We start from the raw sequence: 16,367 nt of genomic DNA, 5'->3' as shown, positions 1-16,367 counted from the left end.
TACCTCAACGACGGCTTCATTTGAGCCTCGTTGACGGTTTAAAAGTAGAGCTAACTAACCGTCGTTGAGGTTCAAATGAAGCTGTCAACGAGGGTTAAAAAAATAGTTGAGTAACCTATAATTAACTCAAAATAAACACATGAAAAAATCCATTTTAATCCTAAACGCCAAGCTCATCAACGAAGGAAAAATCGAAGAAAAAGATATTTTTATAGAAAATGGAAGATTTAGCCGTATCGAAAATAATTTATCTAATCTAAAAGCTGATACAGTCATTGATGCAAAGGGACAATATGCAATGGCAGGCGTAATTGACGACCAAGTGCATTTCAGAGAACCGGGGCTTACCCAAAAAGCACAAATTTATACAGAAGCAAAAGCAGCTGTTGCAGGGGGAACAACTACTTTTATGGAGATGCCAAATACAAAACCTCAAGCTCTCACTCAAAAATTATTAGCTGACAAATATGAAATTGGTGCAAAAGATTCTATCGCTAATTATTCGTTTTTTATGGGCGTTTCGAATGAAAATTTAGAGGAAGTTTTGAAGACAGACAAGAATAATGTGTGTGGTCTGAAAATATTTATGGGTTCTTCTACTGGCGATATGCTCGTCGATGATAGACAGGTTTTGGAAACTATTTTTAGTCAAACTGATATGCTTATTGCTACGCATTGCGAAGACGAAGCAACTGTAAAAGAAAATGAAAGACTTGCAAAAGCAGAATATGGCGATGATGTTCCGATGCGTTTGCACCCAGAAATTAGAAGTGTAGAAGCCTGTTATAAGTCGTCTAGTTTGGCAGTAGAACTTGCCAAAAAATACAATACTCGTTTGCATATTTTGCATATCTCAACAGCAAAAGAATTAGATTTATTTACTAATAAAATTCCTTTAGCAGAAAAGCGAATTACAGCAGAAGTTTGTGTTCATCATCTTTGGTTTGATGCTGTAGATTATGCAAAGTTAGGTTCTCAAATCAAATGTAATCCTGCCGTAAAAGAAGCTCAAAATAAAGATGCGCTTTGGAAAGGACTTTTAGATGACCGTTTGGATATCATTGCAACCGACCACGCACCCCACACATGGGAAGAAAAACAGGGAAATTATTGGAATGCTCCTTCTGGAGTTCCTTTGGTTCAGCATTCTCTTTTGATGCTTTTGGAAGCGTATAAGCAAAATAAAATCTCTCTAGAAAAAATAGCTGAAAAAATGGCTCATGCGCCTGCAATTTGTTTTCAGGTAAAAGAGAGAGGTTTTGTAAGAGAAGGTTATTTTGCTGATTTAGTTCTTTTTGACTTGGAAAAAGCAACTGTTGTAACAAAAGAAAACTTAGAATATAAATGTAATTGGTCGCCTTTTGAAGGAAATACGTTTGATTCTCAGATTACACATACAATTGTTTCGGGACATTTGGCATATCAAAATGGAGAATTTGATGAGAGCGAAAAAGGAATGAGAATTAGTTTTGATAGAAACTAGAAAGTCATCAGTTAATTTCAGTTATATCGACTTTTAATCTAAACCAAAAAGGAATTTAATTTATTAAGTTCCTTTTTTGTTGTATAAAACAAAAAAATCTTTAAATTGAACGACTATCAAATTTACAGAAGTTGCTCATGAACACTAAATTTATAAATAAATTATTTTTTGCATTTTTATTTTGTTTAACTCAAAACTCCCTTTTTGCCCAACAAACTTCAGATTCACTCAATTATGAACGCTATAAATTTGCCTTAGAAGAATTAGAACAGGATTCGACAGATAATTTGATTACACTTGCTACTCAAACTACACTTCGCTTACGGGATGCGCCTAGTGTGGTAAGTGTGATTACTCGTGCTGATATTGAGGCAATGAATGCAAGAGATTTATCGGATATTTTGCGTCATATTCAAGGTTTTGATTTTGGTGTTGATGTAAATGGTGTTGTGGGAATAGGGTTGCGTGGCAACTGGGCGCATGAAGGCAAAATTTTATTAATGATTGATGGATTAGAAATGAATGAACTTATGTATGGAACTACACAATTAGGTAATCATTTCCCACCTTCTCTAATTGAACGTATTGAAGTTATTCGTGGTGCTGGTTCGGCTATTTATGGAGGCTTTGCAGAATATGGTGTTATCAATATTGTTACAAGAGGAAGTGAAAACTTGAATGGTTTGCAGATTAGTAATACATTAGGAAAAGTAAAAAATAATAATGATAGAAATAGCCCACTTCGTCAAAATCTCACAGCTTCTTTAGGACGTTCTTCTATTGATTGGAAAGCATGGGGAAGTATTTTTAAAGGAAATGCACTGAGAAGTAATCAGTTTTTTATAGATGGCTTAGGTAATAAAGTTGATATGAGCCAAAACTCTCTCATCGAAACTTTTACTGCTCAAGTAGGAATCAACTATAAAAAATTAGAAATAAGAGGTATCTGGGATGATTACAGAAATAATACAAAAATAGGATTTGCTTATGAAGCTCCCAATAGATTTCAACGTATATTTCAAACAGGAATTATAGATGCAAAGTATATAATTAAAGTAAATGAAAAACTGACTATTACTCCTCGTATTTCCTACACATTTTCTCGTCCTTGGGCTTTTCTGAGTAGAGATACTGTTTATTCAGGTGTATTTTCAAGGGAGTATACTCAGCGTTTTCGTTCTAATCTAATAGGAAATTATCGTCCTAGCTCAAATCTAATTTTCACTTTAGGAAGTGAGTTTTGGTATGATGCAGCGTATGATGATATTATTTTTTTTAATGAAAAAAATTATATTGAATTTAATAATGTTGCTTTTTTTAGTCAGATTTTATGGAAAACAAAACTAGTAAATATTACAGCAGGAGCTAGATATGATAATCATAGCTTTTATCCTTCTACTTTTGTTCCTCGTTTTGGACTTACTAAGTCATGGAAAAAACTGCATTTAAAACTCTTATATAGCAATGCTTTTCGTGCGCCAAGTGTACAAAATATCAATTTGAGTATTAATCAAAGCATAAAACCTGAGCGTACTACAGTTCTAGAATCTGAAATTGGATATATTTTCTCCCCTAATTTTTCAACAACACTTAATTTTTATGATATTACTACCAAAGACCCAATTATTTATTTTGTAGAAAGTAATACAATAGAAGGTTATAATAATGAAAAAGAAACTGGAACACGAGGGGCAGAATTAGAACTTCGTTATAAAGGAAAAAAAGGTTTTGTAGAAGTAACTTACTCCTATTATACAGCTGCAGGAAAAACAGTAGTGAATACCTCTGCTGTAAGTGAAGATAAAAATCAACTTTTAGGACTTGCACCTCAAAAACTTTCTATTTGGGCAAATCATTCTATTTACAAAAGTCTAAAACTCAATACTTCTTTAGTTTGGCTGAGTAGTCGTTATGCGTATAATTCTGAAACTCAAGATGGAGAACTACTTTTGAAAAAATTTGATTCAAATACACTTTTCAATATTTCGTTTATGTATAAAGATTTTTTGAGAAGTGGAATTAATGTTTCTATAGGGATTCAAGATTTATTCAATCAATCGCCTCCTTTTATGCAGCCTTATGATGGCGCACATACCCCTTTACCAAATCTTTCAAGAGAGTTTATTTTCAAAATTAATTATGATGTAAATTGGTAGTTTTTGCAGTTACCAGTAAGTAGTAATCAGTTACCAGTTGAAATTCAATAGTATTTAGAATTTAAATAAAAATAGATGGACAATAGAACAAATGAAAAAGCGATATTCAGAACTCTACATTTAATTTTGGAAACACAGAAGATGATAGAGTTTTACGAATCAGATTCAGAATCAGAAAAAGATTATTTTAAAATAAGAGCTAACAAAGATATGCTCAAAAATCTTATCAGAGATATAAATGATGATTTGTTGCCTTATAATGTTGGCTTGTTTTCGTTAAATCTAGATGTTGATACAAAACAAAATAGATATTAAATAACACTACCAATTGAAATTGAATAGTACAGATATTTTTTAGAAAACAAAAATCCATTATTTACTCAAAGAATAAATAATGGATTTTTTCATAAACAATAATTAAATGTTAATCACTAAAAGTTACTTCTTTTTGCCAAAACCTCCCAAACCTTTTAGTTTGTTTTTTAGGTCTTCTTTTGCTTTTTCTATTGGATTTGTTGTCTTGGTAGAATCAGCTTTTGTAGATTTAGTAGAATCAGTCTTCGAATCATTTTTATTTCCAAAGAAATCATTTAATAACTCTTTTCCTGTTTTGGTAGCTTCTTCTTTGAGTGTTTGAGTTACCTTAGATTTGATTTGAGATTTAATAGCCGAATTATCCATGGCTACACTTGGGCTATTGTATGTTCCTCCAATATTGAAAAACAAAGGAATAGTAGAGTTTTCAATATCTTCTGGTTTGATATTTACCAATCCACTTACTAACGAAAGAGCTTCTTCTTTTGGAACATCTACCTTTAAATGAAAATCAAGTCCTCCATCTAGTGCTGTTGTTCCTCCAATAGTAGATTTATAACCTGCAAAGTTCAAATCGAAAGGTTGAATTTTCATTTTTCCATCTTCAATTTTGGTTTGCATCACTACATCTTTTAAACGACTATTTTTGAGTTTTGGCATATTTGCAACAGCAGCTAATTTGTTGATAGAAGGATTATCTTTCATCATTGCATCAACAATTTTCATCATTCCACCTCCTGAAAGTGTTGCCATATCTGGCATCATATCCGATTTTAAAAGTCCTGTGATATTGAAGTTATTAAGAGAGAATTTTCCATCCAAACTTTCTGCTAAAGGAGCAAAGGCTTTTGCTGTAGAAAAAGTTTTGAATGCTTCTCCAATATTTGCCTCAATAATATCCAAATCAAAAGAGAAAATAGGACGAGCCAAATCTTTGCTACTATAAAGTCCACTGGTTCTGAATTTTCCTCCAACAGCATCAAAAGTAAGGTTATCCATTCTGACTTCACCATCTTTTACACGCACCAAACCACGCATATTATTAAGAGTCATATTATCATACAAGACTTTTTCAATTGTTGCATTGAATGTAAAATCAATATCTTTTGGTACTTCTACTACACCTGTTTCATCTTCAACAGTTGTTGGGTCGTCTGTTTCTGTCATCCATTCATCAACATTAAATTGATTTGAAGTAAGATTCATATTTCCACGAATTACAGGCTTTCCTTCTTGAAAACCTGCCATAGCAAGCGCATAAGCAATATAATTTGAAAGTCCACCTGTAAGAGCAATATCACTTTTCCCTAAAAATCCTTGAAAAGAATCCAAAATCATTTGCTGAGGTGTAAAACTCACTTTTGCATTTGTGATTTTCATTCCTTGTGGCAAATCTACACTTGTAAATACCAAATTCTGTACAGACAAATCTCCACTTGTCGGAAGTTGATCATATTTTTCAGCATCTAAAGCAGCCGTTGAGCCTTTTGTTTCGATATCGACTTTTATTAGACCTGTAACAGTCATATCTTCTAAAGGGACAATTTTAGTAATTGTAGCCAAATCTAATTCACCTTTTATCATCAGATCATACACAAGATTTTCAACTCCTTCTGTATGTCCACTAACTGAAAAAGGTTTTCCTTCTACTTGCATTGTGATTTTTTCTAAATCGACACGCATATTTTCCATTTGTCCAGTTGTGTTTTTGGCGTGTGCTTCTACTTCAAGATTTTCAATCGGAATCGGATAAGCAAGTGATTTGACATATCCATTTTTCAATGTCATATCTGCATCAATGGTAGGAATACGGTTTTGAGCTTCATCATAAACTCCTTTTGCAAGTAATTTTAGATTATACAAACCTTTTATTTCTAAGCTGTCCATTGGATAAATTTCTGCCAGCTCAGCAAGATTTACTGTTGCATTTATGTTTGCATCAATATCATATTTTTCTAATCCTTGAATTCTAACTTTTCCATTAATTGGGTTTTTGCCCAAATTCATTCCAAATGTTTTTATATCAATAACTGTATTATTCAAATTTGCTGTAGTGTTTACAACCTGCATATCAACATTTACATTTTCTACTGCCGTTGGAAGTTCTGGGTATTTGAAATACCCATCTTTTATCAAAAGTGAAATATCAAACTCTGGGTATAATTCTTTCTCTGAATTAAATTCTCCTTTTGTCATTCCTTTAAAAACAAACTCTCCTTTTGCTTCCAAACCTTCATAATCTTTCAAAAATACAGGGGGAATCAAAGAAAGCAGACTTTTAAAGTTTGTCTCAGGAGTAGAAAAATTCAAATCCATCAGAATAGAAGCCGTATTTTCAGGCATACTCAACCATCCATCCATTTTCAAAGGCAAATCATTTACTTTAAATTCATTTTCTTTGAAAGTAAATTTCATGTTTTTCATATCCATTTCAAGCGTTGCATCAGCCGAAACAGGTCTATGAGCAATATAAGCCACATTTTCAAAATTAATGTACAAATCATTGATTGTCGTATTTGTACTCAAATCATACTTATCAGTCGTAATGTTTCCACTTCCTGTGTGATTTAAGCCTTCAATAATAGCAATCATTTTCAAGGTATCATCTTGGTAACGGATTCTTCCATCACTAATATTCCATTTTTCTAATCCAATTTCGAAAGCTGCTGTATCTGCTGTTGTGGTTTCTTCGGTTGCTGTGCTTTCATAAATATCGTAGCTTGCTCGTCCATCTTTCAAAACACGAACATTTACAAGAGGTTTGTCTGCATAAATACTATGGATTTCGACTTTATCTTTAAAGACTGACATAAAATTAAGTGCAAGCTCAAAATTATTAGCAGCCAAAAGAGTATCTCCTTCAAAAGGCGCACGATTAATTACACTAATATTTTCTAATTGCACGGTCAGTTTTGGAAAATGACGCAAGATAGAAATATCAAAATCTCCAAATTTTACATCTGCCAACACCTGCTCACTAGCAACTTTCTCTACTTTTGCTTTGAGTTGGTCTTTAAAAAGCACAGGAATAAGAAAAACTGCTCCTACTAGCAAAACTAATAGAACAATTATGACAATGGATATTTTTTTTACTATTTTCATATTTATTTGATTATGGTGTCATTGGTGAGGATACCAACAACAACTATTATATTTACAATAAGGAATTTCTTTTTTACAGAAAAAATATAGAATTTTAGTCGAAAGATAACTTAAAGTTAAGAAAAAAGATAGTGAAATTTATTTAAACTTCAATATGTACAAAGCTATTCCTTCAAAAATTTCAGCAGATAAAAAGCTAAAAATCCAATTTTTAGATTGTGAAGAAATAAATAATGGTAGAATGCTTTGGAAAGTTTCTATATTTTATGAAAATGTAAATCTTGATAAAATTATTTTTCCTCAAGGTTGGAATTATCTAAATTTTGAACTTGATAAATGGACTTTAGAAGATAAAGAAAGTAGGTTTTATTATATTCCTATCGAATCAAAAAGCATTTTGATAGAAGCCAAAACGTTGAAAATCCATTATTTATCAAATCAATCTCTTTCAACAATTTATTTTAAAGGAAATTATTTTGTTGAGCATTTTTTAATAGAAGAATATGGAGATGTGAGTATAAAGACAAGTTTAGAAACATTTGATTCTGAAGAGATTACAACAAAAAATTGATAGTAAAAATCCTTTCTTCCTATTTTTAATTTTATCAAACAATCTATTATCACAAAAGACTTTTAGGTAGTAGAAGATAGACTTATGAATATAGCATAGTATATTTGTCGAAATAGTATTCAATCAAATTAATTGTAAAAAATAGAATGAAATTTTTTAATCGTGTTTTTTTAGTTTTTAGTTTTTTTGTGTGTTTAAGTTTTTTAGTTTCATCTTGTTCTGATCCAAATGCTATAACCGAAAGTGAATTTGACATGAAAGCTTGGAAAATGGACAGAAATGGTTGTGAAAGTGTGCGTACAGGAATGTTAGAAGATTTGGAAAAAATCAAACCTAAACTAGAAGGATTAGACGAAATAGATTTACGAAAAATTTTAGGCAAGCCTGATTTTGCAGAGCTATATAGTCGTAATCAAAAATTTTATACGTATTATATTGATGCTTCTGAAAAGTGTGAAAACTCAAATTCTGAAAAGGTCAAAACTGGAGAACGCAGACTTGTTCAGATTCGTTTTGATGCTATCAACGCTGTCAATGAAATTGTAGTAATTAGAGAAGAACGAAACAAAAAATAATTTCATTATAAATACAGTGTGACATAAATTTGTTTATGTTTTACTATCGTTGGTGGGGACACCGACAGTGGCAGAATTATAAATTGAACAGGGTTTACAAGCAAAGAAATACAGAATAATTTATTTTACGATGGTATTACTTTTCCAAACAATGAGATAAAACTCATTCTTTGGAAAAGTGCTATTTAGTTTTTACGAATTAACCCTTTTTATTGGCAAGTTGCCCACAAGCTGCATCAATATCTTTTCCTCTACTTCTTCTGACAGTTGTACGTACACCTCTTTTAATCAAATAACCTGCAAATTTTTCTATTCTTTCTTCAGTTGGTTTCTTATATTCAGCTTCTTCTATTGGATTATATTCGATGATATTTACTCTACAAGGAACGTGCTTACAAAAACGATACAACTCATCGGCATCTTTCAATGAGTCATTAAAATCATCAAACAAAATATACTCGTATGTAATTCTATTTCCTGTCTTATCATAAAAATACTTCAAGGCTTCTGCCAAAACTTCCAACGAATTACTCTCATTAATATCCATAATTTCGTTTCGCTTTTCATCATTTGCAGCATGTAAAGACAAAGCAAGATTAAATTTGACGTTATCATCGGCAAGCATTTTGATAAACTTTGCAATTCCTGCTGTCGAAACAGTAATTCTTTTTGGCGACATATTTAGTCCATCTGGAGAAGTCAGTCTGTCAATAGATTGCAAAACATTTTTATAGTTCATCAATGGTTCGCCCATTCCCATATAAACAATATTCGAAAGAGGTTGATTAAAATTCTCTTCTGCTTGCTTTGAAATAGCAACTACTTGATCATAAATTTCGGCAGCTTCAATATTTCGTTTCTTACCCATATAACCTGTTGCACAAAACTTACAAGAAAGTGAACAACCCACTTGTGACGAAATACAGGCTGTCATTCTATCTTTAACAGGAATCAAAACGCCTTCTACTATTTTGCCATCATACAATCGAAAAGAAGATTTTACAGTTCCGTCATTACTTTTTTGCTCTTCTGAAATGGTAAGGGCATTAATAGCAAAATTTTCTTGCAACGTTTCTCTAAGTTTTTGAGACAGATTCGTCATTTGCTCAAATGAAGTAACTGATTTTTCCCAAAGCCATTGCCAAATCTGTTTTGCTCTAAATTTTGGTTCTCCTAATTTTTGTAGTTCTTCCGAAATTTCGGCTAAAGTTAGTTTTCGGATATCTGTTTTTTTATTTTCTATCTCTTGAAGCGATACTTTTATAGTTGGCGTATTCATAGCAGTAAATTATTCTTTCAGTTTATTCTTATTTTTTGTTTGATTTTACAAAAATACGAAATTATTAGAGCATTAATTATAATTCGAAGCTCTTGAATATAATTTCCACCTTTTTTATCATAAAAGCTCTATCTCATAACTTAGAAAAAAAATCATTTTTTCAAGTATTAAAACCTTAATTATCAAGAGTTATCAAAAAAATCACCAAAAATAATTAATCACATTAATTACAATTTTGCTAATTAAATGTGATTTTATTATCAAAAATTCAAAATTGAATCTTTTATCAATAAAAATTTGATAAACAACGTACAAAATTTAAAAAAGCATCAATTTTTAAAAAAACTCACACTGTAAATTATTTATGAATTTATGGCTAAAAATTTGGAAATGTAAAATTAACCTGCTTAATTTGTTTAATAATTAACAAAGATAACTACTTTACATAACTAGCTAAGCAGCTACAAAACAGCTTAATAATTAAGCTATATAAAAAAGTATATTGGTTACTTTTTTATTTCTATTAATGGTATGCAGACATACTACTAAGTGAATTAACTTTATTATATTCTCCTAACACACAATTAAAACATTATCAATATCAAAAAAAATAATTTTACCTTACATGGCATTTCTTTTAGTAGTTGCAATTGGATTTATCTTTTAAAACCAAACACTAGAATGGTGTTACTAATGAATTTGAAGCAAAAGATAAATCTACTATATCAGATGACAAGTATAAAGAAAGAAATAACGTTTTGTAAAAATCAAAAATCACTAAAAATATTAAAGAGCAAAGCATCTTTAATACTATAAGAATAATTCTTATTCTTCAATATTAAAGATTGTGTTTTGGTAGTAAAATAGTATTGAAAGAGGTTATCCTAGTTTTAGGATAACCTCTTTTTTCTTTTAATCATAAATTAGATAATCTCATCAAACGCTCATAAATTTTATAATTCTCTTCATCAAAACAAACAAAGATAATTTCTTCTAAGATAGAATTTTTACTTTGATTTACAAACTTATTTACAGTATTTAGAGCAATCTCGGCAGCCTCTTCTTTTGGAAACTTATAAACTCCTGTACTTATATTAGGAAATGAAATAGATTTGATTTGCAACTCTTCAGCAATTTGTAATGAGTTTTTATAGCAATTGGCTAAAAGTTCTCTTTCTCCGTGTTCTCCGTCTTGCCAAACTGAACCTACCGTATGAATAACATACTTAGCTGATAAATTACCTGCTTTTGTATAAACAGCCTCTCCAGTTTTACAACCTCCTTGCTTGTTACGTATTTTAATACATTCTTCTAAAATTTCTTTTCCTCCTGACCTATGAATTGCACCATCAACGCCACCACCACCCAACAGTGATGTATTTGCAGCATTTACAATAGCATCAACAGCTATTTTGGTAATATCTCCTCGTTGTAATAAAAATTTAACTGACATGTTATTTTGGATTAATAATTAAATTTTACTGCATTTTTCTACTATTTTTTTGTCATAAATAGTGTATTTTAAAAAATAATGACTATGTTTGGGACATTATAAGGAAAACAAATACAATTCTGAAAAAATTGTTTTGGAGAATTAGCAAAGAACCTGTTAAAAGCAGTTTTTACTTCTTTCTAAAAAGCTCAACAATTGATTTTGTAGCCATTTTTAGGGAAAGTAGTAAACAACTAAAAGCTATTTTTTTGACTCCTACTTTTTCACAACTAATTACTTTTTGCCCTTTTTGCTCTTGCAGTAAGAAGGGTTTTTTGTTGTATTTTATTAGCTTATAGTTTAAGAATCAAACTTTAAAGCAGAATGAATAGAGTTTGAAATTTTAACTTTTTCCGATTATTTCAATCAAAAATCAACAAAAATTATTCTAATTCTGAATGATAATTTGTACATTGAGGTAAATAATAGAATAATTAGAGAATTTAAGATAGAATAAGATACCAATTTCTATTTCTTATATTCAAAGATTTTCTAGGTTTTAAAGTTCATTTTATCACTAAATTTCACCTTATATTATGCACATGCAAAAATTTCGTATTTCGTTATTTGCCCTATTACTAAGTTCGGCTTTCCTCTTTAGTTGTGGAGGAAAGAAACAAACTAACACAGAAACAACAACTACAATAGATAATGGTTCGACTGCTACCGAAGAAATGCCTAAAGAAGAAGTTGAAGGAGGTGCGCTCAATAAATTTTTCCCACAAGAGGAAGGAGCATACAAAGTTATCTATAATCAAGAAAAAGATGGATTTGTACAAGCTAGTTTAGAAAAAGATGGAATAGAAGTAGCTACTCTTGCAATTAGTGATTTGAGTACTAATATGGATACAAAAGCAAAATATGCAGACGCAACGATGTACATTGCATCTTACCCTGCGCTTACAAAAGGTTCTAAAGGAACTACTATTTTGGTTGCTGACCGTTATCAAATCAGTATTCGTTCGAAAGAAGATAGCTTTGATGATAAAACTCGCAAATCTTGGTTCGAAAAATTTGATCTTGCTGGACTTGCCAACTTAAAATAATTTTTCAACTCAATTATCTGTCTAAATACTCTAAAAGTATCTTGACAGTTTGAGAAACTCATTTTTTCTTAAAAAACCTTTTCAATTACTTAAATATACAACTATATGTTTTTTGGTTCTGACGACAAACCAGTTTCTATTGTAGATGCTGTAAATAACCTACCTGAATCTGGGGTTACTATTTATGCGCTGAAAGCGTTAGATTTTGTAGTTCCAGGAGAATGGAATAATCCGACTGATTTTGATGCCTTAATGCGTGATGTTACAGGCGAAACAGATGAGGAGTTTTTAGGAGAAGTAAAAGAAAAAGCAATAGAGCTTTACAATGACGATTCGCAAGGCTATCAAACGGCTATCAAAATTTTTAAAATGGTAGATACAGCCGATACAGCTCTTGGAGCTGCTGCAATGGCTGATAAATTGGCTGATAGTTTTAGTATGCTTTCTTTTATGAAAGACCTTACTCCAAAAGCTGATACAATTCAGAGTATTGATTTGGCTATCAAAATTACGGCTGAACTTCTAGCTTTTACAAAAATAAATGGAATCCCTGGAGATAGTTTTGGTGATTTTGTGGGTGCATTAGGCAATTATGCAGGAGAAAGCAAAATGCGTATGGCAGGAATTGTAGCCTTTGATGGTGTGCTTCCTCTAGGTCCTGATTTTGCCGAAATTGTAATGAACAAACTTCAATCGGTAAGTGTAGATAAAGTAGAAAATAGTAGTGTTTTCCAAAAAATGGCACAATATATACCAGGAAGTGGTGCTACCGACAAACTAGAATTTGTAAAAAAAGCATTCGGACACACAAAAGGCTGGATTAGTAATTTTCAATCTGAGAATAATATCAATTCAGAAAAAGTAATTGCAAGCCTTTCAGAATATATTTCTTTAGCTGATACAAAACTAGATTATGTAGCTGCTTTCTTAGATGCTTCGACAAATTATTTTGAGCATACAGGAACTCAAACTGTTGCTAGTCGTTTGATTGAGCGTGCTGTAAATGAAGTTTAAAAGTCCAGAAGTTCATTTTTTAATTATTTCAATTCAAAAAAATCCGTTTTTATTTCTTTAAAGATGGATTTTTTTTTATATTAACAACGTATAAAAAAACTCTGCAATATTTTAAAACTAAACACATTTTCTTTTATCTCAAAAAATGTCTTTATGAATCAAAAACTTAAAATTAAAGAATTTAAAAATGAAACAGGTGAAGTTTTCTTAGAATTAGGTTATGATCCAGAACAAAACTGGGGATTGACAAACTGGATTGGCTGGGTAAATGAAGACAATATTAAACAAGGTGGCGTAGCCATGATTGAATTAGTCAAGAAATATAAAATAAAAAATTGGCTTAATGACAGTAGAAATAACGAAGGCTCTTGGGATGGAGCAAATGATTGGATTGCTAACTCATGGATGCCACAAGTCGTTGTAGCAGGACTTAAAAAATATAGTGTTATACTACCTAAAGATTTGTATTCTCAATTATCTGCAGAATTTATGGCTGACAATGCTGAACAAACAGGTTTACAAGTGGTAAATTGGGATAGTGAAGAAAAAGCTAAGGCTTGACTGATGGAGTAACTTTATTTTTTTATAAAAAACAAAATTCCTATTTTGGTTCTTGTACCTAATATAGGAATTTTTCATTTCTCTTAAAACCAATCTCAAAAAAAATGACTTTACATACAATAGATACAGGACTTTTCAAATTAGATGGTGGTGCAATGTTTGGTGTTGTTCCAAAAGTAATGTGGCAAAAACTCAATCCTGCTGATGAAAAAAATATGTGTACGTGGGCAATGCGTTGTCTTTTGATAGAAGATGGAAATAAACTTATTCTTATTGATACAGGAATAGGAAATAAACAAGATGAAAAATTTGTCAGTCACTTTTATTTGCATGGCGATGATTCTTTAGAAAAATCGTTGAAACAAAAAGGTTTTTCAACTTCTGATATTACAGACGTTTTTCTTACTCATTTGCATTTTGACCATTGTGGAGGCGCAATAAAAAGAGAAAAGAACAAACTTATTCCTGTTTTTGATAATGCAACATATTGGTCAAATACAGAACATTGGAACTGGGCTATCGAACCCAACCCAAGAGAAAAGGCTTCATTTTTAAAAGAAAATATACTTCCTATAAAAGAAAGTGGACAACTAAAACTTCTTTCTAGCAATCAAAAAACAGATTCTTTGCCGTTTGATTTGCGTTTTGTGGACGGACACACCGAAAAACAAATGTTACCTCAAATAAAATATAAAGATAGAACAATTATTTTTTGTGCAGACCTTATTCCATCAGTACATCATGTACGCCTGCCTTATATTATGGCGTATGATATGCAGCCTTTAAAAACACTCTCTGAAAAAGAAGAACTGTTGAATGAAGCTCTCGCAAATGATTATATTTTATTTTTCGAACACGACCCAGTTAATCAATGTTGCACCTTGCAGAAAACAGAAAGAGGAATTATGCCAAAAGAAATTGGAATGTTGAGTGATTTTGTATAAAAAAATGAAACATTTAATACTTTTTTTTGTTTTTTGAAACCTTTCTGAGTATGATTCGTAGTCAGTCTACTTTTTTGACAAAAATATTTTTCATTTTGATAAGCAAAAAAAATTTAAGCAAAACAATAAAACTTTAAACATCTAAAAATCAACACCTTATAAATAAATAAAATAAAAACAAAGGTTTGGATTCAATTTTGGCACACTTAAAATAGATAAGATAAAATTCTTTATAAAAAATATTATTTTCCTATTTCTATGCTAATTTATCTACTTTTCTTTATTATTGGTCTTGCCATGATGTTTAGTTTCTTTAAAGGACTAGAATTTATTTCTCGTTACAAAAATCCTAATAAGAAAAGATAAATAAGTAGTTAAGGTTATATATAAAAATGTCAATTCGAATGATTACCACATTTCGAATTGACATTTATTAGTTTTAAAGGGTAGAAAAACAACTATTTTTATTCTAACCAACTATACGCATAATTGGTATCTACATACTCTAATGCTTGTTTTGTTAGATATAGAGGACGGAAAGTATCAACCATTACGGCATATTCGTGTGTTGCTTTTTTACCTATACTTGCCTCATACGTTCCAGGATGAGGACCGTGAACAATTCCCCCAGGGTGAATGGTAAAAGAGCCTCTGTCAATTCCTTTTCTACTCATAAAATCTCCTTCTGCATAAAAAAGAACTTCATCAGAATCAATATTTGAGTGATTGTAAGGTGCAGGAATAGAATCTGGATGATAATCAAAAAGACGAGGAACAAATGAGCAAATTACAAAACCACCCTCTGATTGAAAGGTCTGATGAACAGGTGGTGGCTGATGAATACGTCCAGTAATTGGCTCAAAATCATAAATTGAAAGTGTATAAGGATACAAACAACCATCCCAACCGACAACATCTAAAGGAGAGAAATCATAAACATGTTGATGTAAAAAATTTCCTTTTTTTGTTTTGATAAGTGTTTCTTTTGGCTCTTTTTCTGTAACTAATTCTTGAGGGCCATGAATGTCACGTTCACAATAAGGCGAATGCTCTAAAAGTTGCCCCATTCGATTACGATAACGATTAACTGTTTCGATAGGCGCACGAGATTCAGTAATCATCATTCTGACTTCTACTTTATTTCCATTTTCATCTACTTCATTTTCGTCAAATTCCATTTTATAAACTGTAGTTCTTGGAATGACTACATAATCGCCTTTTTTCACTCTCAATTTTCCTTGTGGGCAATATAAATATCCATTTCCATCGTGCATATAAATTACTTCATCCTTTTCGCCATTTTTATAAAAATAATCCATTGTATTTTTACTTGGGTTGCAAATTGACAACACACACTCATTGTTGGCAAGCAAAGGGATACGAGCATCTAAAAAATCTCCACCTGTTCTTTCAGAAAGAGAAGTTTTGAGGTGCATAGGTTGCAGAGGATAATCTGTAAGCAATTCCGTTTTTACAGGAATAGGCTCAAGCATTTTTTTGATTTTTGTGGGTGGATTGATATGATAAAGTATTGTGTAAATACCATCAAATCCACGAGAGCTGACAAGTTGTTCGTGATACAAACTACCATCTTCTTGTCGGAATTGGGTATGTCGTTTGGGTGGAATCTGACCCATTTTCTGATAATAACTCATTGCGTTATGTTATTTTATGGTTGGATTGTGTGATTTATTTTAATTTACTTTTTTTCTTTAAAAACAGAACTCTACTGGTCTGTTTTAGTTTACAGACAAACTACTCAAATTATGAGAAGATTATACATTTTGAGGGTGAAAAAATTATAATCTTTTCTCAAAATGGAAATTTAC

Annotated in this window: 13 protein-coding genes; 9 read left to right on the top strand and 4 right to left on the bottom strand. The window is 31.1% G+C overall.

Annotated elements, in window-relative coordinates; translation table 11 throughout:
• Positions 1–139 precede the first annotated feature (139 nt).
• The 3 genes from V9L05_RS13145 (at position 140) to V9L05_RS13135 (ending at position 3,954) form a co-directional block, all read left to right on the top strand.
• Positions 140–1,483, top strand: coding sequence for a dihydroorotase (locus V9L05_RS13145; protein WP_338812346.1), 1,344 nt, complete (start codon positions 140–142; stop codon positions 1,481–1,483).
• A 137-nt stretch (positions 1,484–1,620) separates the two neighbouring features.
• Complete coding sequence (locus V9L05_RS13140; RefSeq protein WP_338812345.1) at positions 1,621–3,639, top strand: TonB-dependent receptor plug domain-containing protein; 2,019 nt, start codon at positions 1,621–1,623, stop codon at positions 3,637–3,639.
• A 75-nt stretch (positions 3,640–3,714) separates the two neighbouring features.
• A complete protein-coding gene (locus V9L05_RS13135; RefSeq protein ID WP_338812344.1) occupies positions 3,715–3,954 on the top strand; it encodes a hypothetical protein in 240 nt (79 codons plus the stop codon).
• Between the two features lie 123 nt (positions 3,955–4,077).
• Here the strand turns inward: V9L05_RS13135 and V9L05_RS13130 are convergent, their stop codons facing one another.
• Positions 4,078–7,056: an AsmA-like C-terminal region-containing protein gene (locus V9L05_RS13130; protein ID WP_338812343.1), complete on the bottom strand. Its 2,979-nt coding sequence runs from the start codon at positions 7,054–7,056 to the stop codon at positions 4,078–4,080.
• 154 nt (positions 7,057–7,210) lie between these two features.
• Between V9L05_RS13130 and V9L05_RS13125 the strand changes: the two genes are divergently transcribed.
• Both V9L05_RS13125 and V9L05_RS13120 read left to right on the top strand, forming a co-directional pair.
• Complete coding sequence (locus V9L05_RS13125) at positions 7,211–7,627, top strand: hypothetical protein (RefSeq protein WP_338812341.1); 417 nt, start codon at positions 7,211–7,213, stop codon at positions 7,625–7,627.
• Between the two features lie 254 nt (positions 7,628–7,881).
• The gene (locus V9L05_RS13120) at positions 7,882–8,202 is read left to right on the top strand and encodes a hypothetical protein (protein ID WP_338812339.1); all 321 of its coding nucleotides are present in this window, start codon (positions 7,882–7,884) and stop codon (positions 8,200–8,202) included.
• 199 nt (positions 8,203–8,401) lie between these two features.
• Here the strand turns inward: V9L05_RS13120 and rlmN are convergent, their stop codons facing one another.
• Both rlmN and V9L05_RS13110 read right to left on the bottom strand, forming a co-directional pair.
• Positions 8,402–9,481: a 23S rRNA (adenine(2503)-C(2))-methyltransferase RlmN gene (gene rlmN / locus V9L05_RS13115; protein WP_338812338.1), complete on the bottom strand. Its 1,080-nt coding sequence runs from the start codon at positions 9,479–9,481 to the stop codon at positions 8,402–8,404.
• A gap of 916 nt (positions 9,482–10,397) precedes the next feature.
• The gene (locus V9L05_RS13110) at positions 10,398–10,934 is read right to left on the bottom strand and encodes an O-acetyl-ADP-ribose deacetylase (protein ID WP_338812336.1); all 537 of its coding nucleotides are present in this window, start codon (positions 10,932–10,934) and stop codon (positions 10,398–10,400) included.
• A gap of 581 nt (positions 10,935–11,515) precedes the next feature.
• Here V9L05_RS13110 and V9L05_RS13105 point away from each other — a divergent pair.
• The 4 genes from V9L05_RS13105 to V9L05_RS13090 all read left to right on the top strand — a co-directional run bounded on the left by V9L05_RS13105 (position 11,516) and on the right by V9L05_RS13090 (position 14,538).
• The gene (locus V9L05_RS13105) at positions 11,516–12,019 is read left to right on the top strand and encodes a hypothetical protein (protein ID WP_338792803.1); all 504 of its coding nucleotides are present in this window, start codon (positions 11,516–11,518) and stop codon (positions 12,017–12,019) included.
• A 105-nt stretch (positions 12,020–12,124) separates the two neighbouring features.
• Entirely contained in the window at positions 12,125–13,033 is a 909-nt protein-coding gene (locus V9L05_RS13100; protein ID WP_338792804.1) for a hypothetical protein, read from the top strand.
• A 153-nt stretch (positions 13,034–13,186) separates the two neighbouring features.
• On the top strand, positions 13,187–13,594 hold the full coding sequence (locus V9L05_RS13095; protein WP_338812333.1) for a hypothetical protein: 408 nt from the start codon (positions 13,187–13,189) through the stop codon (positions 13,592–13,594).
• Positions 13,595–13,698: 104 nt separating this feature from the next.
• Complete coding sequence (locus V9L05_RS13090; protein ID WP_338812332.1) at positions 13,699–14,538, top strand: MBL fold metallo-hydrolase; 840 nt, start codon at positions 13,699–13,701, stop codon at positions 14,536–14,538.
• A 464-nt stretch (positions 14,539–15,002) separates the two neighbouring features.
• Here V9L05_RS13090 and V9L05_RS13085 read toward each other — a convergent pair whose 3' ends face one another.
• Positions 15,003–16,193 carry a homogentisate 1,2-dioxygenase gene (locus V9L05_RS13085; RefSeq protein ID WP_338812331.1) on the bottom strand — a complete coding sequence of 397 codons (1,191 nt, stop codon included), beginning with the start codon at positions 16,191–16,193 and terminating at the stop codon, positions 15,003–15,005.
• Positions 16,194–16,367: the final 174 nt, after the last annotated feature.

The sequence above is a fragment of the Bernardetia sp. Wsw4-3y2 genome (assembly GCF_037126295.1).
Taxonomy (GTDB): Bacteria; Bacteroidota; Bacteroidia; order Cytophagales; family Bernardetiaceae; genus Bernardetia.
This window is presented reverse-complemented; position numbering and strand designations above follow the sequence as displayed.